The organism is uncultured Abiotrophia sp. (assembly GCF_938010525.1).
GTDB lineage: Bacteria > Bacillota > Bacilli > Lactobacillales > Aerococcaceae > Abiotrophia.
This window is the reverse complement of sequence record NZ_CALLVK010000015.1, coordinates 25880-45425: the sequence shown is the minus strand read 5'-3', so window position 1 is coordinate 45425 and position 19546 is coordinate 25880. Positions and strand designations below refer to the sequence as shown.

Below are 19546 nucleotides of genomic sequence, written 5' to 3'. Positions count from 1 at the left end.
GCTTGAGGCAGCTCACCCTTTTACCTAGTCCATTACTAGCACAAGAGCTTGATAGGGCGCTAGCTTAAGGACCTGATTTTCTGTTGAGTCTAGCTCCTCTAGATTATTGAGCAGTACACTTTGCCATTTTCGCCCTAGATCAAGGACCTGCTCTTGGTTTTGATAATTCAAAAGTACCCAGAGGCAGTGTGTCTGGTCTGAGCGCTCGTAAGCCATTAGGTTCTTCACTTCACGGAAAAGCGGCAAGAAACTTCCCGACACAATGACCTCTCCGTATATGGAGCGAGTTCTGAGTTGAATTAAGGTCTGATACCAATACCAGAGGGACTGCTTATCCTCAAGTTGGCTGGCCACATCTGTCAAGTTACCTTTCACGGCGCCCTGTAACCAAGGCTGGCCCGTCGTAAAACCGCCCCACTTGTGCTTGTTCCATCTCAGCGGAATCCGCGCATTATCCCGAGAGTAGCGATTTAGAACCTCAAGTGCCTCCTGGTCCGTTAATCCATTTGCGAGGGCATTATGATACTCATTAATTGAATCGATATCATTGACTTGAGCTAAGCTTTCAAACTGACGATTTTCTGTCCCGATCTCTTGGCCTTGATAGATAAAGGGCAATCCTCGGCGCATCATCATCATAGTCGCTAATAACTTTTTGCTGTTATCATTAATTTCCTGGCCTTGCAGATAGAAATTCACCCCGCGAGGCTCGTCATGATTCTCAATAATGGTCGACCAGTAGCCTGCCTCTTGCGTTTTGGCTTGGGTCTGGAAAATAGCCTCCTTAATCATTTCAGCTGTTACCGGCTGATGATCATACCAACCTAGAGGGCTCTTGCCTAATTCAGTCTGACCAAAGTCAAAAATAGAAGAAAAGTAGCCCTGATCGCCCATAAACTCATGAAGCTCTGATTCCGATGCATCAAAGACCTCCCCTACCGTAAAGGCCTGGTGGGGCTCAAAACACTCCGCCTTAAGTTCATTAAGGAAGGGCTCAATAGGTTGGGCATCTTGCAGTGAACGCTGCACCGCCACTAGGCCATCTGGCCGATCGGCTGGATAAGATTGCCAAGTCAGATTCTTCTTGATATTAATGATGGCATCAATGCGGAAGCCGGCAATGCCCTTGTCCAGCCACCAATTGACCATCTGATAGATTTCCTGACGTAGGCGCGGATTCTGCCAATTTAAGTCGGGCTGGGTCTTGTGGAAACTATGCAGATAGTAGGTGTTGGTGCCTGGCAGCTTTTCCCACACACTGCCACCAAAGTAGCTGCGCCAGTTATTAGGTGGACCGTCCGGACTTTCCACAAAGTAGAAATAATCTGCATAGTGGCTGGATAGGTCCTTAAGCGCCGCCTGGAACCAGGGGTGCTGGTCTGAACAGTGGTTTACGACCAGGTCCATGACAATTTTAATGTCTCGTTTATCTGCTTGCGCAATCAATTCATCAAAATCCTCCATGGTCCCAAAAATCGGGTCAATGGCATAGTAATCGGATATATCATAGCCTTGATCAACAAAAGGCGACTGATAAATAGGCGAAATCCAGATAATCCCGATTCCTAGCGACTGGAGATAGTCCAGCTTCTCAATAATACCGCGGATATCGCCCACCCCATCGCCATTACTATCCTTGAAACTCTTAGGGTAAATCTGATAGGCAACACGATTTTGCCACCATTTAGTTTTGACCATGCTTCGTCACTCCTTACTTACAATGTCATCCCAATTGAAATTCACTAAGTCCTTTGTAGACAAGAAATGATAATCGGCTGGGACATGCTCTAGCGATTGGCCAAGGGCAATCGCGGTCATACCGGCCGCCCGAATGGCTTCTATGCCTGCCCTCGCATCCTCTACCCCTGCACACTTAGCTGGGCTCAGGCCCAGGGCAGCGGCCGCCTTAAGGTAAATTTCTGGGTCAGGCTTGCCCTTGCTCAAACTCCTTGGATCTACCATGGCCTCAAAATAAGGCTCAAGGCCTAATTTTTCGATAATCAGCCCAGCATTTTGACTGGAAGAAGCTAAGCCGATTTTTATGCCTCGTTTTTTTAAGTCCTTTAGGCAATCTCCTATGCCTGGTAGCAGGTCTTGAGGGCTTAGACTTTCAAGAGATGCCACATATGCCCTGTTTTTTCTGTCGGCTAACGCTAGACGTTCAAGATCAGTAAAGTTATCAAAAATCCCTGTCTCTTTTAGAATGATTTCCAAGGATTCTTGGCGACTAATGCCTTTTAAGAGCTCATTTAGCTCCAAGCTGACTTCGACACCAAGAGAATCCCCAAGTTCTTTCCAGGCCAAAAAATGCAAATGCGCTGTATCTGTTATAACGCCATCTAAATCAAATATGACCGCTTGAATAGCCATAGCCTGTCCTCCTTGTCTTAGCGACTGCTGACTGATTCCCGTTCAATTAAGCTATGTTTAACATAAAATTGCTTCTGATCAATCTGTCCCTTATCAAGAATCTCTAACAATATCTCACAGGATCTCCGTCCTATCTCATGCATATCTTGTTTGATTGTGGTGAGACTTGGCGTTACGTACTTGGCAATGGCAATATCATCAAATCCGATGACCGAAATATCTTGGGGCACATTGAGATTCATGGCTTGAATGCCCTTCATCGCCCCAATAGCCATTAAATCACTGGCGCAGAAAAGCGCAGTTATCTCGGGATGATCGCTAAGAATATCCTTAACTAGTTCCTCCGAATACTCTTCAGAGAAGAGCCCTTCATAGATAAAAGTCGGAAGATGGTGATCCGCCATACATTTTTGATAGCCACTCTCGCGGTCCTTAGAGACCTGCGCCCATGATTTCCCGGAAATCATGGCAATAGCCCGGTGTCCACGACTAATTAAGAAGTCTGTTGCCTGATAAGCTGCTACTTCATTATTTACCGCAATCCCATAGGAGTCAGCCGCTTCTGGATGTATATCTATTAGTAGGTTAGGAATCTTTAGCGTGGCTAATTCTAATAGATAGGGATCAGCTGTTGAGAAACCATGCAAGACTAATCCTGAAATATTATTCTCAAGGCAATACTGGGATAGGCTCTTTTTCTCTTGGTCGCGATTATTAGTTAGCAGTAGCACGTAATCCACATCATGCATATCCGCCATCTCATACACCCCTGTCAAAATTTCCAAGGGGATTGTATTGGTACGGGAGACCTTGAGGTCATTGATGACCATTGCAATCTTTTTATATTGCTTTGATGATAGTGCTCTAGCCGCCGCATTAGGAACATAGCCTAATTCCTTAGCTACCTCTATTACCTTATTCTTGGTGGCTAGGCCAATATCATCATAGCCATTAAAGACCCGCGAAACTGTGGCAATGGAGACCCCCGCCTTTTGCGCCACATCTTTTATTGTCACCTTCATAAAACTTTACCCACTTTCACACAATACTGGTGCTAGCATAGCATAAATATCGCTATAACACTATTTTTCGCCATCCATTCGGATACCTTTCAAGAAATATTTATTGAAGATTAAGTAGATGGCAATAATCGGGATAATGGTGATAATGCTAGCGGCCATCGTATGATCCCATCGCACGCCACCATCCTTGGCTTGGAAGGTTTGTAAGCCCAAAGTCAACGTGTATCGACTTGGCGTTGAAATGTAGAGCATAGGTTTCATAAACTCATTCCAGAAACCCATAAAGGTAAAGACTGCTTGCGTTGCGATAGAGGGCATGGCTAGCGGCATGACAATTTTAAAGAAGGTCTGGAAGCGTCCTAGGCCATCAATTGAGGCTGCCTCTTCGATATCTTTAGGGAAGGAGACAAAGAATTGTCGCATCATAAAAATATTGCCAATATTGATGGCCGCAGGTATAATCAGCGCCCCAAATGAATCTAGTAAACCTAGATTGACCAAAATCAAATAGTTGGGAATTAATAAAACCTGACTTGGTACCATCATCATGGCCAAGAGCCCATAAAAAATTCGCTGTCTACCTGGGAAACTGAGTCGTGCTAATGCATAACCCGCCATAGTGTTAAGGAAAATATTGACGGTTGTCCCTATTACCGAGATGATGACCGAGTTGATAAACCACTGGCTAAATAAGGAAGACCTACCAAAAATATAGGCGTAGGCATCCGTCGTAAATTCCTTAGGAATAAAGGACAAGTCTCCACTGACAATTTCCTTCAAGGGCTTAAATGAAGCGGTAAAGGCCCATATAAATGGATACAAAGTTAATACCGCATACACTATCAAAATGCCGTAAAGTAAATATTTGAAAAAGTTCTTCTGCTTCATTTGCCATGACACCTATCTTTCCCTGTTTACTTGCTCAGCCAATAGTGACACACAAAAGATTACAATAGCCAATACTATTGCTAAGGCGGCGGCATAGCCCATTGTATTCATCTGCCCAAATGCATATTGATAAATCATCAAGGCTAGCGTAAGGGTCGAATTGGCTGGTCCCCCAGAGCCATTAGAGAAAATGTAGGCTTGGTCAAACATTTGGAAGGTACCAATTAACCCAGACAAAAGGACAAATGTAGTGACTGGGCGTAAATAAGGTACCGTAATAAAGCGAAATTTCTGAAATGACGATGCCCCATCTATGTCCGCAGCTTCATAAAGGGCCTTAGGTAAATCAACCAAGGAAGCTAGATAAATTGTCATGAAGTAAGGCACAGTCGACCAAATATTCATAACCATAATGACTTTCAGTGCATATTGAGGCTCTTGTAAAAAATTTATACGCTCCGTAATCATGCCGGTGCTTAACATAAATTCATTGATAGGCCCATAAACATTAAAGATAAACATAAAAATCATCGTCAGGGCAGAACTAGATGTTAGAGTAGGTAGAAAGTAGACTAACTTAAAAAACTTCCTCCCCTTCAAATCTTTGTTGTTTAATACATAAGCCACTACCAAAGCCACTACCGTCTGAACAGGTGCCACCACGAAGGCAAAAATAGCTGTATTCTTTAAGGCAATCATTGCCCGCTTGTCACTTAACATACGCTGATAGTTGGCCAGGCCCTTGAAGGTAAATTGGTTGTTGAATAGATTGACACTATTAAAAGATAAATATATAGCGAATACAATGGAGATTAAGAAGAATATCCCCACAATAACAAAGGTTGGAGATAGAAATGTATAGGCCTGTAGCATTTCTTCCCGCTGTCGCTTGGTCATTTTCTGCTTGATCTTCCCGGCCATTCTCTCATCATTCCTTTCGACATCGATATTAACCATAAATAGGGCTAAGGTTGACCCTCAGCCCCATTCTTCTTAGTTACCTGCGTCAATATCGGTATTGGCCTGTTCGTCTGCGTGTTTCATCGCATCTTCCAGTGTTTCTGAACCATCTAAGGCTTTAGGTAAGAAGTTCATATAGGCATTGGCAATGGTAGAGAGTGAAGGTCCTTTTTGCCATGGGGTAGCATATTCCCAGGCCTTAATGTGCATATTTAAATCTTGGTTACCCGTGATTTTGGCATCTTCAGCAACGTCTTGTCTTGATGGTAGGGTCCCAGTACCCTCAACCCATTCCTTCATAGCTTCGGCGCCAGTGATATAGCGAATCCAAGCATCTGCTAGTTCACTGTTCTTAGTTCCAGAGTATTTACCCCAACCTACTGAGAACATCATGGAGCCTTTTTGCCCTTTGTAAGTTGGCATCTCTTTTACTTTGAACTTGACATCAGAATATTGTTGTTTCAACAACTGGTAGACCCAGTTCCCTTCATCCATGATGGCCACTTTTTCTGTACCGAAGGCCTCACCATTCCAACCAGTCCCAACTTCTTTTGGTGTAGCAGCGGCCCCTGTATCGACTAACTGTTTGTAGAAATTAAGGTTCTCAACAACTGCAGTGTCTTGCAAATTGGAACGGTTGTCCTCTGTGACTGGATTTGCACCACCACGTTCAGCAATGTGAAGGTTACGAGCTAAGTCTTGGTTATAGCTAATTGCTTTGACCTTACCAGGCCCATAGGCTTTATCTAGTTTAGCTTGAAATTCTGGCAACCATTTTAAGAGTTCTTCAAAACTATCAGGAACCTCATCTACTGATACACCAGCTTTCTCAAACATACCAGTGTTTAGGTACATAGCTAAGGTTGAAAAGTCCTTTGGAACAGCATAGAGTTTTCCATCCCTTGAGAAAGCATCAATGATTGAGGAATAGAATTTATCAGTTTGAAACTTACTTGCATCTAGCTCAGCCAAACCACCTTGTTCAACGAAGAATGGCAACATAGACATATCTACATAATAAACATCTGGTGCAGTCCGCCCAACCATATCTGCTTGAATTTGCGTATTATAGTCTGTGTAGACTTTTTTCTCTACAGTGGCATGTGTCTTCTCTTCGAACTTCTTAATCAATGCATCTAGGGTCTTTTCTTCCTGATCACTACCTCCCCAGAGCCCGACTTTTAAGGTCTGTCCTGAAAAATCTCCTAAATTTTCCTGTGCTCCAACTACTTTTTGAAAAGGTACTGTCGCTGATAATAAGCCAAGTGTCGCCATAAGGGTTGCTGCTACTTTTTTGAATACGGGTTTCATACTAGTTTTCCTCCTGTAACTCGATTGTAGTTTGCGGTGCGATTTCAATCTCACGATTATGATGTAAGAAATTGACTGACTTTGATTCCGAATAATTAGTCACACTAAAGGACTTGGGTTGCACATTAACTTCTAGCTTCACTCCTTTCCAGAAAATAGTGTAGTGCAAATGGTGCCACTCTGCTGGCAAATGCGGTTGAATGCGCAACTTCCCATCAATGCAACGTAGACCACCAAAACCAAACACTACCATTTGCCATATTCCTCCAAGGGATGCAGCATGAATGCCATCATCTGATGACGTCATTAAGCTACCCATATCGATGCTAATCGCCTCATTAAAAAGCCTATAGGCGAGTGCCTGGTCCCCCAAGTCCGATGCTAAGATGCTATGAGTGGACAGCGATAGTGAGGAATCATGTGTTGTTTTGGGTTCATAATAGTGCCAATTGGCTAGCTTAGCCTCCCTATCAAACAAGTGTTCAAACAAGAAGATTAATAAGAGGACATCCGCTTGCTTAGAAACCTGCATCTGATTAACTTGCTCTAAATTATATACCTTAAAGAGACTGCCTACTTCTAGTTGATTCTTATAGGGACTTAGGTCAATTACCTGCTTATCAAGATAGCTATCATCTTGAGGTAAAATCCCTGCTTGGTTAAGCTGAGGTAGGTAAAAGAGTTTTAATTTATCACTGAGCTCTGTCTCTAAATGCTCTAAATCTAAAGCTCGATCTAGCTCTTGATAAACTTGCTCTTGCTCCGCTCTGAGTTCGGCAATCAGACTTAAGGCACGCTGCATATTCCAATGCGCAATATAATTAGTAAAGGCATTGTTGTTAACATGCTCTTTGTATTCATCGGGGCCGATGACATCCCAGATTTCATAGCGATTAGCTTGATCGTTATAGTTTAAGCGTGAGGCCCAAAACTTAGCCGTATCCAAGATAATTTCATAACCATATTGTTTCATGAAGTCTTGATCATCCGTAATATCAACATACTGTTGAACAGCAAAGGCCACATCACCAGTAATGTGTTGCTCGATGAATCCCGACCAGATTTTGGTTGCGGTGCCCTTAATAATATCTGCCGCTCCCCAGACTGGGGTTGTCTCGCCATCACTTGGCCAGGCAGCCTCCCAAGGATATTGGGCACCCTGGTAGCCATTATCTCGTGCCTTGACATGCGCACCTTCTAATCCAAGGTAACGATATTTTAAGAGACTTCTTGCTGTAGTAGGTTGCGAATAAGTGAAGTAAGGCAACATGAATAATTCAGTATCCCAGAAAGTATGTCCCTTGTATCCCTCTCCACTTAAACCTTTAGCCCCAATATTCATCCTTTCATCATGTGCTGGCGTCATAATTTGAAGATGATATTTAGCGAAGTAAAGAGCTAGGTCGTCCATAGCCCTGCTTGATTGAATGTGAATAGGTGTCGATTGCCAAACATCGCGATGCCATTTTGCTCGAGATTGGTCTAACAATTGATCATAGCCAATTTGATAGATACATCGATTATCTTCCCAAGCCCAATCTTCTAGCGAGAGATTGGAATCTCGATCTAAATCAAAATCCGTATGATAGGTCCCGTATCTCTCAAGTTCCAGACGACTATTAGGTTCTAAGGTTAGCTTATAGTTCATTAGAAGACGTCGACGCTGTATATCGAACCTCTGGTCAACACTTGCCTCTTCTCCCTCAATTTTTAATCGATGGGATAAGGTCGTCACTAGGCTTTTCTTGGATTGGCTTGTTGTGGCTAGCATCTGCAGAAAAACATTGTCGCGTAGTCGCTTCTCACCTTCTGTAAAGTGCTGGGCCCCACTATTAGTGATTTGCCCATCAATCCCGGATACTATCTCGACTGTCACTGACTTGTTGGAACAATTCCTTAACTCAATGTGATGACAAAAAGCATGAAGATCTTTTAGTGAAACGAAGCGCTTGGAGGACCATTCTAGTCTAACTTCATCTAGTCCCCACTTAAAGTGGCGTGTAACCTCACCCGTCATTAAGTCTATTTGTCGCCTATAATCTTCAACTTGGCCCGAATCTAGGTTAATTCTGTTGCCATTAACCTTAATCTCCACTGCAGTCATATCAGGACAGTTGGCTAATTCAGTCACTTCATTCTCATCAAACTGATTGAAATTTCCTGCAATGAAAGCACCTCGCTTTTCATTGATATATCGTTCCTCAGTTGACGCGCGTATCCCCATATAGCCATTACCTTGCGCGAAAATGGTCTCAAATTTTCGAATCCATTTTGATTGGAATCTGGACTCTCTTATTCCTTTTACTTTCCCAGTCAAGTATTCAATATTTTCCATAGCGACCTCCTTCATCAATACTTAGACAACTTAAAAATATAGAGGACAGCGTCAAAAAAAACTAAGCCTAGAACTAACACCAAGTTTAGTTTGAGAAATAAAGCTACCAGACTAAGTCCTACTTGCATAAGCAGAAAAGACCGCCATTTAAAGTAGCCATCAGAAATTTTCGCGAGATAGGTCATACCTAGATATGAAATAATGACCAATAAGAGCAAAGGGAGTGTTGGTATATGCGCTAATGGAGATGTTTCGATTGGCTCATTCATATGCTTCATCCACCTTAACATAGGTCTGTCCAATGATATCGTGCAAATAGCGTCCTTGCTTGGCAAAGAGGACTAGCGTCACTGCAATAAAGAACCAACCAATCCAAGCAGGCAAAAAGTATAACATTTTACTCACTTCCCTTGAGATTAAACACAGGAAGGATTGATCCGAACGATAATAGTCCAAGTGTAAATGAGCAAAAAATCGACCAATCGTCTTCCCAGAAAAAGAGGATGAGAAGATTACACCGTAAAGTATATAGAGGACTTGCGCCAACAAGTCACGACTAGTCTCCTGAACTCCAAGCAGAGTCATCACAAGATATAGAGCGAGATAGGCAATGATTAAATCAATTAAGCCCGTGAGGATTCTAATGACTTTAACCATAAACCCACCCCACTAAAACGTTTTCGTTAAACCTATCATAGCATCATCAGAAGCAAAAAGCAAGCGTTTTCCTAAAACGTTTTAGTTCTGCAGAAAAAAATAGTGTGGGTGAAGTAAGATCTTCATCCACACTATAAGCTAATTAATCACTATTAACTCACTCCGTCACCAGCAACTCAATAACGGGCTCAATTACCTCCGGCTCTAAGCCTAGGCCTTGGAGTTCTAGCATCTTATAGGCGAGCGGCATGTCCTTTTTAACCAGGGCCCAGATTTGGTCCTTGGCCTGGTTCTCCATTTGGGCTTGCTCAATATAGGCGAAAATGACCTCTAAACGGACTTGCTGCAAGTCTCGCGACGTATGCTTGAAGGAGAGGGTCACCGACCCGTTCAATTTCAGCCTAAACCACCCTTTTTCCGGACTAAAGCCTTTAGCTAGTGGTCCACTCGACAAAGTGGACCACTGGCTCATCTAATTTCGGCGCAAACCGCCCTTTTCTGGCCTAAAAGCCTGAGCTAGTGGTCCACTCGACGGAGTGGACCACTAGCTCGGGGCGAGGGCTAAGGCTCCGTCACTAGCAACTCAATAACGGGCTCCACAAGCTCCGGCTCTAAGCCTAATCCTTGGAGTTCTAGCATCTTATAGGCTAGCGGCATGTCCTTCTTGACCAGGGCCCAGATTTGGTCCTTGGCCTGGTTTTCCATTTGGGCTTGCTCGATATAAGAGAAAATGACCTCTAAACGCACTTGCTGCGATTCACGCGGCGTTTGCTTGAAGGAGAGGCTGGCAGGCCCATCAGCTTCAAGGCGCACCAGGCTGTCGCCCTGGTCATTGTGGCTAACATCAACTAGGCGACCCTGGCCCGCTAGCTCTAGGTCCGTCAAACAAGCCCCTATAAAGGTTAGCTCATAGGTCCGAAGCCCAGTCCCTTGAGGCTCAAGCTTGAATGCTTTGCCATCGACAAAGGTCAGCCCAGTCGTGAGGAAGGCTGTGCCATCAGCTACAGCTTCAGCCTCTTCCACCAAGTCGAAATGGCCATCGGCACCAGTGAAGACCTTGATGTCCAAGACGCTTGGATTAGCTAGCGAATTGTCAGTCCCATCCTCCCCAGACAGAGGCAGGATGGCGCCCGCCTTGGCGAAGAGCCCCATGCGTTCCAGCGGCCGATAAATCGATAAGCGCCGGCCCCCACTATAGCGCAAGCCAGTCTGAATATCATACCAGGTCCCTTCCGGCAACCAGCCATCGAAGCGGGAACAGAGACTGCGCTGATGACGCGGCTGGGTCAGAGGCATGACCATGATTTGGCTACCAAAATAATATTGATTCGCAATCTCATAGGCCGCCTCCTCTTCAGGGTGCTGATAGTAGAGCGGCTCAATCAGGGGCTGAGCCTGATAGGCCGCCCGGTAGTTCATGCTATAGAGGTAAGGCAGGAGCCGGTGTCGCAGGCGCAAGTAGTCCTTCATGCTGCTAGCATATGGCTCCGGATAGCGCCAGGGTTCTTTGCCTAGGAATTCTGAAGACGAGCTATGCAGACGCATAATCGGAGAAAAGACACCCAGCTGGTACCAGCGCAAGGCCAGCTCATTGTCGCGGTAGCCGAAGATGTGGCCGCCGATATCATGACTCCACCAACCATAGCCGATATTGCTGGCCGTCGCCGTGAAATAAGGCTGGAAGTCCAGCGATTCCCAGGTCATGTGGCTGTCGCCCGAGAAGCCCACTGGATAGCGGTGGCTACCCGGTCCGGCATAACGCGAGAAGGTAATGCCTTGAGGGCCACGGGCTTGAATATCGTGGTAGTGATAGTGGTTGAGCACCCAGAGTGGGTCCACGCCCTTGACGGTCTGGCCTTGTTGCCAGTCAATCCACCAGAAGTCTACCCCCTGCTCTTCTTTTGGATGGTGCAGGTGTTTGAAATAAGCTTCTAGGAAGCGAGCTGAGGTCGGGTCGAAGACCACATATTCGCCACCCTCCCAGTCCAGGCCCAGCTCTTGGGCCATTTGCTCGTACATGGACTCAAAAGGCCGCACTCCATCAGACGGATGGACATTAAGAGTGATGCGTAGCCCATGCTGGTGGAGCCAGGCCATAAAGCCAGCAGGGTCCGGGAAGAGTTCCTCATTCCAGGTGTAGCCGGTCCAGCCGCTGCCATATTGAGGCGGAACGGAGACCACATGCCAGTCCATGTCGATGACCGCCACGGTGAAGGGCAGGCCCTCGGCTTCAAAACGTTCAATCAGCTGGCGATAGGTCGCCTCGCTATAGCGATAGAAGCGACTCCACCAGTTGCCCAAGGCATACTTAGGCAGGAGGGGCTGGGGCCCAGTCAAGCGATAGAAGTCGGCCAAGCAAGCCCGGTAGTCATGGCCATAGCCAAAGTAATAGAAGTCTTGGCTGTCGCCTTGCTTGACCTGGTACCAACCATCCTGAGTCAGTTGCAGACTCTGGCTGTCATCCAGAACACTGAAGCCAAAGCGGGACATAAGCCCCCGCTCCAGCGGTATCGCCCCATTGGCGTGGTCCAAGGTTTGAGCCGTCCCACCCAAGTCTTGGATAGGGTCGCCGTAATGCCAATCACTGTGGTAGATACTGAAGTAACCCCGTAGCTTGAAGACCAAGCCCTCTCTCGAGAAGGCCTGCTTGTCATATTGAATGAGCACATGGTCGGTGATAATTTCCAGGAGGTCCTCCCGCTCCCGGATTTCATAATGGGGCACAGGAAAGTCCCGGTTCAAGACCGTCTGGGTCTGGCCATCATAGAAGGTCCCGGTTGGACTATACTCGGCCCGAATCAGGCGGGAAGTTAAGATGGTGAAGCGATAATTGGAGCCCTGAATAATGGCCCCCGGCGCCGCCAAAGGCTGATAGTCTCCATAGACAGCTTTAATCATGGCTAGTACTCCCTTCTAAGGATAAATTCTTGTTAATGAGGTTGGCGGGGATATATTGCTGGCGCTGGTCGTGAGCGGTCTGACCTGACGGCAAGACGCGACTCAAGCTAGCCATGGCCTCTTCCCCCTTGTGAACCTGATTGAGGTCAATAGTATTGACCTCGGTCGCCAAATACTGAAGATAAGGAATGTTATCAAAACTCATGAGGCGCCGATTTGGGTCCCACTGCCCTAGCTGGCTTTGGCTGACCTTGACTAATTCCATAGCCAAGACATCGGCGGTCACCATCAGGCCCTGGTAGTTAGACAGGTCCTTAATCAAGTCATCCAATTTAGTGTTGAGGTAGATGGGCAAATCCCCCTGCCCGCCAGCCGCCTGATAGGCCGCATTGGCCCCCGCATAGCGGGCCTGAATAACCCCTACTTGGTCAGGGTCAAATGGATAGCTTAAGAAGGCTAGGTCCAAGCCCTGGCTGCGGGCTAGCAATTCCACCCCGGCATAGGCTAGGTCATAGTCCTTGGAGTTGAGCAGCTGCACATGGTCAGAAGCCTCTACTAGGGCCTGGCCTTGCGCCGTCAAATAAGTATCAATGAAGACCAAGGGCTCACTGACACTTTCTATCATAGCCGCTGCCATATGAGCATCACAGCCCACCACGATATGACCTGCAAAGGCCCACTGGCGTCTGACTTGGTGGACGGCCTCTAGGCTCTCTATATTATGAAGCAGGATGTAGTAGTTTTCTTGCCTGGCAATGCGCTCAATGCCCTCTAGGAGGGAGGCCACAAAAGGGTCGGAATAATTAAAATCCCGTCCGCCACTATAGAACAAGACGCTGACCAAGCGCGAAGCCTTAGTTACTAGGGCTTTGGCATTGAGGTTGGGCGTGTATTGCAGCTCCTGTGCCAGGGCTTGAATCTGGACCACCGTCTCCTGAGAAACCTTGTGGTGGCGGTCATTCAAGACATTGGATACGGTCGCGATACTGACATTGGCGGCTTGGGCAATGTCTTTTAGGGTTGCTTTTTTCATTGGGGTCGCCTCAAATCTGACGATTATTTGCTGGAACCTGTCGCAATCCCGGCAATAAATCGTTTTTGGAAAATAATATAGACAATGACAATCGGAATGATTGAAATAGTCGTGGCAGCGAAGAGGCCGCCGTAGTCGGTGCCATACTGGCCATTGAATTGACGTAAACCTACCGCCAAGAGTTGCTTGGACTTGGTGTTAATCATCAAGTAAGGCCAGAGGAAATCTTCCCAACTCCATAGGAATTGGAAAATGGCTAAACTGGAAATGGTGTTACGTGACATCGGCAAGATCAGGCGATGGAAGATGTAGAAATCCGAACCCCCATCGACCCGTGCCGCTTCAATCAGCTCATTGGAGATGCCTGAGATACTTTGTTTGAACATGAAAATCCCGAAGCCGCTGACCATACTTGGGATAATCAGAGACTTATAGGAATCCAGCCAACCGAACTTAACCATCATCTCATATTTAGGAATAATGGTCACGGCCCATGGCAACATCATAGTACTCATGACCACCGCAAAGAGCAAGGATTTGCCTTTGAAGGTGAACTTGGCGAAGATAAAGCCAAAGAGCGCGGAAGTATAGATAATAATGGCCGTAATGGTCACCGAAATCATCAAGCTATTCCAGAACATGCCCATGAAATTGAATTTTTCCTGGATATTGGTGTAGTTGTTGAAGGTGGACATGCCTGGGAAGAGACCCCCACCTAACTTGACAATCTCACTATTAGGTGCAAAGGAAGACACCAGCATCCAGATAAAGGGAATAATGGTGATAATGGCCAAAGCCGCCAAAATCAGATTCAAAATCAGGCTTAAGATACCTTTTGATTTCATTGTTGGTCACCTCCCATATCCATATAACGGAACATTAAGAGCGTTAGAATGGCAATGACGACGAAGAGAATGACCGCAATGGCCGAAGCCGTCCCAAAGTTATAGTTGACGAAGGCCTCATCATAGATTAAGTAGGAAATGACAAAGGTCGAAGTCCCCGGTCCCCCATCCGTCATAATCAGAATTTGAATATAGGTTTGGAAGTAGGAAATGAGGGAGGTGATGGTGACGAAGAGAGTCACTGGCTTGAGCAAGGGCAGAGTAATATTCTTGAAGGTCTGCCAAGCATTGGCCCCATCAATGCGACTGGCTTCATAGACCTCTTCCGGTAGGCCCATGAGCCCCGCTAGGAAGAGGACCGTCGCATAGCCAAAATCTTTCCAGACGGTCATGATGATAATAGCAATCATGGCCCAGTTAGAGTTCTTAAGCCAGTTGATGTCCAGATGGAAGAAGCGATTAATGAGCCCAAACTGAGGATTAAACATCCACATCCAGACGAAGGAGACAGCCACCATTGGGGTGACAGTCGGCATATAGAAGAGGCCTTGGAAGAAGGTCCGCATCTTGGTCATGCGCGAGAAGAGCATGAGAGCCAAGGCCAAGCCCACTGCCAACCGCAAGACGGTCGAGATAGCGGTAAAGAACAAGGTATTAGTCAGCGACTTCCAAAAGAGCTTATCCCCTAATACGAAGCGATAGTTCTCCCAACCAATATAGTTGTACTTCTGGGTCAGCGGATTCCAGTCATGCAGACTCCCGGCAAAGGCCTTATAAATGGGATAGAAGAGGAAGACGGCAAAATAAACTATCAGGAAGAGGACCGACACATTACGAAAGTTGAGTTGTTTTTTCAGGATATTCATGATTTTAACTCCTTTTAACAACGAGAGTGAGTGAGTAGCTGACTACCCCCTCACTCTCAGATTGAGATGCTGCCTCATGCCGAGTGGCCTAGGGCAGATCTGCTATTCTCTATTCTTATTGATAAGCTGATTCTAGCGACTTGAAGGACTCATTGCGCATGTCGCGTTCCATTTGACGTTGCGCATTTTCTAAGGCTGAATCCAAATCCACGCCATTATAGAGTACTTCTTCGGCTGCCTTCTTGGCACTGGTTTCCATGGTAGCAGGGAATGGGCCAGGCCAAATCAACTTCTTGATACGTGGCGCAATCACAGATAAGACAGGGTCTGACTTGAGTGATTGATCTTCTTGGACGCTATTCTTGGTTGGATAAGAAGCATAGGCTTTAGCTGCTTCTAGTGAGTATTGGTCGTTAGCCAAGAGATACTTGAGGAAGTCTTGGGCCACTTTTCTTTGTTCTTCTGATTGGTTCTTGTTAATACCTGGGGTGCTTTCGCCGTTGTAGCGGTCATAAGCAAAAGGCTGATCCTTGCTGAAGGTTGGAGTCGCGAAGACGCCGTATTCCACATCTGGATACTTGGTCTTGAGCTCGTTAGCGAACCAACCCCATTTGTAAACCATAGCAGATTGCTGGTTACCGAAACTTTGGGTATCGTCGGTCCCGAAGTCCTTGGAACCCACGCCATCCACCTCATAGAGGTCCACGAGGAACTTGAGGTTTTCTTTGGTTGTCTCGTTATTATAGTTAGGGGTGGTGCCATCTTCTTGGAAGAGTAGGGTCCCCTTTTGATAGTTGAGGCCTTGATAGAGGCCAGCATAGGAGCCATTCCAGTTGAAGCCGGCTTGAACTAGGTTGTCGCCTTCCTTGATGGTTAATTTCTTAGCCACTTGGCGGAACTCATCCCAGGTCTTAGGAATGTCCTTGTCCGTTAAACCGGCTGCTTGCCACATCTTCTTGTTATAGTAGATATTGCCCGTATTCATGACAATATCGATATAGTTAACCTTACCGTCTACGACATGAGGCTCTACCCCGGTGAAGTCTGCCTTGAGATCTTCGGTTGGAATATCATAAGCTTCTAGGTAGCTTGATAGCAACTTGTCTTGGGAGTTATGAATATTGAAAATGGCTGGACCATCCGAACCTTGTAAGGCCAATGGCAACTTGGTCCAGTAATCATCCCAAGGATGGTTAACCACTTCAATTTTGACATTAGGGTGTAACTTTTGGTAGGACTCCGCTAACTTGATAGCTGGGTCGCCGTCATTCCAGGTCCAATACTGAATGCTGACATCCTTGCCATCATTGACAGGCGCCTTGGTATCATATTGGACTTTCTGGCCGAGCGTGTCGTTAGCCTGAGCAGAGCTGAGGGGCACCACACTGGTAGCTAACAAAGCAGAAAAGGCCACAAGCAGTGACTTCATCAACGGTTTTTTCATAGGGAACAGTCCTTTCTCGTGTTTAGGTTAAACGTTTAACCTTTACTTGAGTGTAGCACTCGGCTTAGACTTTGTCAAGCGCTTTCTTTTTGTTTTAGAGGAAATTCCTCTTTTCTGTCTAAAACCGCCGAGCTAGTGGGCCAGACTTTTCTTTGGTTTCAGGCTAAAACTGAGGAGCTAGTGGTCCACTCTGGAAAGTGGTCCACTAGCTCGCACAAAATCGGCGATTTCACCCCGTTTATGGCCAAATCAACGGAGCTAGTGGTCCACTCTGGAAAGTGGACCACTAGCTCATACGAAATCGGCGATTTCCCCTGTTTCTCGGCCAAATCAATGGAGCCAGTGGTCCACTCTGGAAAGTGGACCACTGGCTCACACGGAATCGGGGCTTTTACCCGGTTTCCTGGATAAATCTGAGGAGCTAGGCTTGGGACTTGCGGAAGGAGCGCCACCAGCGCCAGACTAGGACTAGGGAGAATAAGCCTATCAAGCAAAATAAGGTCGGCAGGACGACTTGTGGCACTAATAGGTCAGCTTGGAAGTTGGCACTTCTGACTAGGGCGGAATTTAGCCAGTCAAAAATCACATGCGCCAATAGATGAATGACATAGAGGACTTCCAGAATGAGCACGGCAATGATTAGCCCTTGCGACTTGTGAGCAAAGCGCTCTGATAATAGGACGACTTGAATGGCGAAATATACTACGAAGACTAGGATTGAATTGAGGCTGGTAGGCTTAATCGAAGCCTGCATCTGTAGGAATCTCAGCAAAACGAGTCCAGCAAGCAGTAGGATTCTTGTGAGTAGGTAGAAGGACTTATAGCGCGCACGTTGCTTGCGCCCTTGCTCTTGAATGGAAGAAAATTGGTCGGTCATGATATTACTCCTTTGTTAAGGTGGCTAGGGTGTACTCTAAAATCCTTACCGCTAACACCGCTTAAGTAATTACTAATCTGATTATAGCAAATCTTAGCACAAGAGGTAAATGGAGAGGTGCTTTATTAAGCGAGAAGTTGCTCTGGCATCCGCCGCGATGCCGTCACCGTCTACGATGAAGTCGCTTGAGCTAGTTACACCTATTGCCACTTGTAAAGGACTTTTTAATCAAAATCATCTTTTTTTTCATTCGATTTTCTCCTAAGCTCCCTCAGCATTATTCTTGTAAGTTTATCTTGCATTGTTTCAGTTGCATTTTCATCGAAATGGACAACAACCTCATAGGTGGTCTTTCCAATCTTTCTCTTTGTGCTAATGCCTTTTTTATCTGTGTTTTTCAGTTCTTCCATAAATTCTCCTTTCCTCGTTGAAATAAAAAAAGCGATTAGATTTTTTATTTTCTAATCGCTCTTACCAATATTTTGAAATTAGTTCTAAAACCAAGAAGCTCAATCATCTCTAAATTGAGGTTTCTCACTATTTTCATATGGATTATAATGATTGATGTTGCAGCCAAATTCTTTTAGTTTCTTGATTTTATTCTCCTTTGTCCACTCAACCAACGATATACCATCAAATCCTTCTATTCTTCCATCATTCATCTTACTTTTGAAGTACCATTCAACAACTGTTTGATGTTCACTATGGAAAAACTGCTTTATATCCCACGCAAGCACTTTTCCTCTTGTATTCCACTCATTAAACCAATGCTTTACAGTTGCTCGATTTTCATATTTAGGACACCAACTTTCAGTATAAACAACATCTTCCGCAAATATATCGTCTATTCCTAAATCTTGTTGTTTGAGCCACATATCAAACCATAAGCTAATGATCTTCTCTCGGTTTTTCATATTTATCACGCTCCTAATGCTCGGACTTATAAATCCATTTTTAGATAAATCCTATCTACTAATTGGACACCTTCTTCGTAAATCGGATGTTCATAATTATCTATAAAAAAATTCTTGATGATATGAGAACGAATAAAGCCACATTTTTCATAAAAAGGGATGGTAGTCTGACTTTCTCCCGTTCCCACTTGCAATACGGAATATTCCCCTTTGTATTTCTCTATAATAAAATCAATGAAAGCCTGTCCGTATCCTTTTCTTTGATAATCCGGATGAATGGCGATATTTTTAATTTCGAGAGTATTATTCCCCACATTTAGGACAACACACCCGCCCTTTACTCCATTATCGTCTAAAACATACATTGTGCCATCTGCTATATATCTGTCGATCATATCTTCTTGTTCATCTGCCAATAATAAAAGCGATAAAAACCGCTTCTTATTTCCTACAACTTCTCTTATTTCTATCAATGTGAATACCTTTCAAATCAATGATGTTTTATTTCTCCTAAATTTTATTATACCAATAAATTCCAAGCCTTTCCATTTCCAAATACCATAAAGGAATATTTTTAGTAAACCCACTACAAAACGGTGGCAATCGTTTTAAGGCTCTTTTTCTCTCTCGGCTTATCCTTTTTACCTATTTTGCATTTAGAAACAAAATAGAGTGCTTGCACCGTCTTTTAAGCATATCTTAAAGATGATCTCCTATCATATATTCTTCAATCGTCGGAGCTTTGCTTCTATCATTTGTTTTCTTTCGCAATTCTTCCTCATCTTTCTCATACCAATGAAGCAAGGTTGCATAATGGTCTTGATAGGTTTTACCACTGCTTTGCATATACCTTGATAGCTTTTCAATCATTGTATTTGTGTGGCTTTTTAACTTTTACTTTAGTCTTTGATATTCTTCATCGCTTAAGTTGACATTATGAAATTCCCCGTAGGTTTTTGAGTTTGGGGGTGGGGGGCTTGTTCATGGGCGGAGCCAGTCCATTGTTCCGCCTATCTATGGACTGGCTACACGAGGCAAAGCCCATTTCGAGGGTTTTCCGCACTTTATAACCGCCCCAGTCCATCGTTCTGCCTATCTATGGACTGGAGGCACGATAGCACTCCGG

Annotated in this window: 18 protein-coding genes and 1 pseudogene; all 19 read right to left on the bottom strand. The window is 45.2% G+C overall.

The window, feature by feature from the left end; all coding sequences use genetic code 11:
* Window positions 1-24: 24 nt before the first annotated feature.
* On the bottom strand, window positions 25-1698 hold the full coding sequence (locus tag Q0339_RS02920) for an alpha-glucosidase (protein ID WP_298077294.1): 1674 nt from the start codon (window positions 1696-1698) through the stop codon (window positions 25-27).
* A 6-nt stretch (window positions 1699-1704) separates the two neighbouring features.
* Complete coding sequence (gene pgmB, locus Q0339_RS02915; protein WP_298077292.1) at window positions 1705-2370, bottom strand: beta-phosphoglucomutase; 666 nt, start codon at window positions 2368-2370, stop codon at window positions 1705-1707.
* Between the two features lie 17 nt (window positions 2371-2387).
* Entirely contained in the window at window positions 2388-3392 is a 1005-nt protein-coding gene (locus Q0339_RS02910) for a LacI family DNA-binding transcriptional regulator (protein ID WP_298077291.1), read from the bottom strand.
* 60 nt (window positions 3393-3452) lie between these two features.
* Window positions 3453-4280 carry a carbohydrate ABC transporter permease gene (locus tag Q0339_RS02905; RefSeq protein ID WP_298077290.1) on the bottom strand — a complete coding sequence of 276 codons (828 nt, stop codon included), beginning with the start codon at window positions 4278-4280 and terminating at the stop codon, window positions 3453-3455.
* A 12-nt stretch (window positions 4281-4292) separates the two neighbouring features.
* Window positions 4293-5201 (bottom strand): sugar ABC transporter permease, encoded by a 909-nt coding sequence (locus Q0339_RS02900; RefSeq protein ID WP_298077329.1) that lies wholly within the window; start codon window positions 5199-5201, stop codon window positions 4293-4295.
* A gap of 72 nt (window positions 5202-5273) precedes the next feature.
* A complete protein-coding gene (locus tag Q0339_RS02895; protein WP_298077289.1) occupies window positions 5274-6551 on the bottom strand; it encodes an extracellular solute-binding protein in 1278 nt (425 codons plus the stop codon).
* Window position 6552: 1 nt separating this feature from the next.
* Entirely contained in the window at window positions 6553-8886 is a 2334-nt protein-coding gene (locus tag Q0339_RS02890; protein WP_298077287.1) for a glycosyl hydrolase family 65 protein, read from the bottom strand.
* Window positions 8887-9147: 261 nt separating this feature from the next.
* Entirely contained in the window at window positions 9148-9282 is a 135-nt protein-coding gene (locus Q0339_RS02885) for a hypothetical protein (RefSeq protein WP_291429361.1), read from the bottom strand.
* A 418-nt stretch (window positions 9283-9700) separates the two neighbouring features.
* Window positions 9701-10015 (bottom strand): hypothetical protein, encoded by a 315-nt coding sequence (locus Q0339_RS02880; protein ID WP_298077286.1) that lies wholly within the window; start codon window positions 10013-10015, stop codon window positions 9701-9703.
* Window positions 10016-10104: 89 nt separating this feature from the next.
* Window positions 10105-12441, bottom strand: coding sequence for a glycoside hydrolase family 31 protein (locus Q0339_RS02875; protein WP_298077285.1), 2337 nt, complete (start codon window positions 12439-12441; stop codon window positions 10105-10107).
* The gene (locus Q0339_RS02870; RefSeq protein ID WP_298077284.1) at window positions 12434-13474 is read right to left on the bottom strand and encodes a LacI family DNA-binding transcriptional regulator; all 1041 of its coding nucleotides are present in this window, start codon (window positions 13472-13474) and stop codon (window positions 12434-12436) included. The genes Q0339_RS02875 and Q0339_RS02870 overlap by 8 nt, the downstream gene beginning before the upstream one ends.
* Window positions 13475-13497: 23 nt before the next feature.
* The gene (locus Q0339_RS02865) at window positions 13498-14319 is read right to left on the bottom strand and encodes a carbohydrate ABC transporter permease (protein ID WP_023392404.1); all 822 of its coding nucleotides are present in this window, start codon (window positions 14317-14319) and stop codon (window positions 13498-13500) included.
* Window positions 14316-15185, bottom strand: coding sequence for a sugar ABC transporter permease (locus Q0339_RS02860; protein ID WP_298077283.1), 870 nt, complete (start codon window positions 15183-15185; stop codon window positions 14316-14318). Before Q0339_RS02860 ends, Q0339_RS02865 begins: the two co-directional genes overlap by 4 nt.
* A 115-nt stretch (window positions 15186-15300) precedes the next feature.
* On the bottom strand, window positions 15301-16629 hold the full coding sequence (locus tag Q0339_RS02855) for an extracellular solute-binding protein (RefSeq protein ID WP_298077282.1): 1329 nt from the start codon (window positions 16627-16629) through the stop codon (window positions 15301-15303).
* Between the two features lie 421 nt (window positions 16630-17050).
* Window positions 17051-17506, bottom strand: coding sequence for a hypothetical protein (locus Q0339_RS02850; RefSeq protein WP_291454663.1), 456 nt, complete (start codon window positions 17504-17506; stop codon window positions 17051-17053).
* Between the two features lie 224 nt (window positions 17507-17730).
* On the bottom strand, window positions 17731-17916 hold the full coding sequence (locus tag Q0339_RS02845; RefSeq protein ID WP_268445227.1) for a transposon-encoded TnpW family protein: 186 nt from the start codon (window positions 17914-17916) through the stop codon (window positions 17731-17733).
* 99 nt (window positions 17917-18015) lie between these two features.
* The gene (locus Q0339_RS02840) at window positions 18016-18420 is read right to left on the bottom strand and encodes a nuclear transport factor 2 family protein (protein ID WP_070755722.1); all 405 of its coding nucleotides are present in this window, start codon (window positions 18418-18420) and stop codon (window positions 18016-18018) included.
* Window positions 18421-18446: 26 nt separating this feature from the next.
* The gene (locus Q0339_RS02835; RefSeq protein ID WP_291454584.1) at window positions 18447-18890 is read right to left on the bottom strand and encodes a GNAT family N-acetyltransferase; all 444 of its coding nucleotides are present in this window, start codon (window positions 18888-18890) and stop codon (window positions 18447-18449) included.
* 229 nt (window positions 18891-19119) lie between these two features.
* Window positions 19120-19371, bottom strand: a pseudogene (locus Q0339_RS02830) (replisome organizer); the annotation flags it as partial.
* Between the last annotated feature and the right edge of the window lie 175 nt (window positions 19372-19546).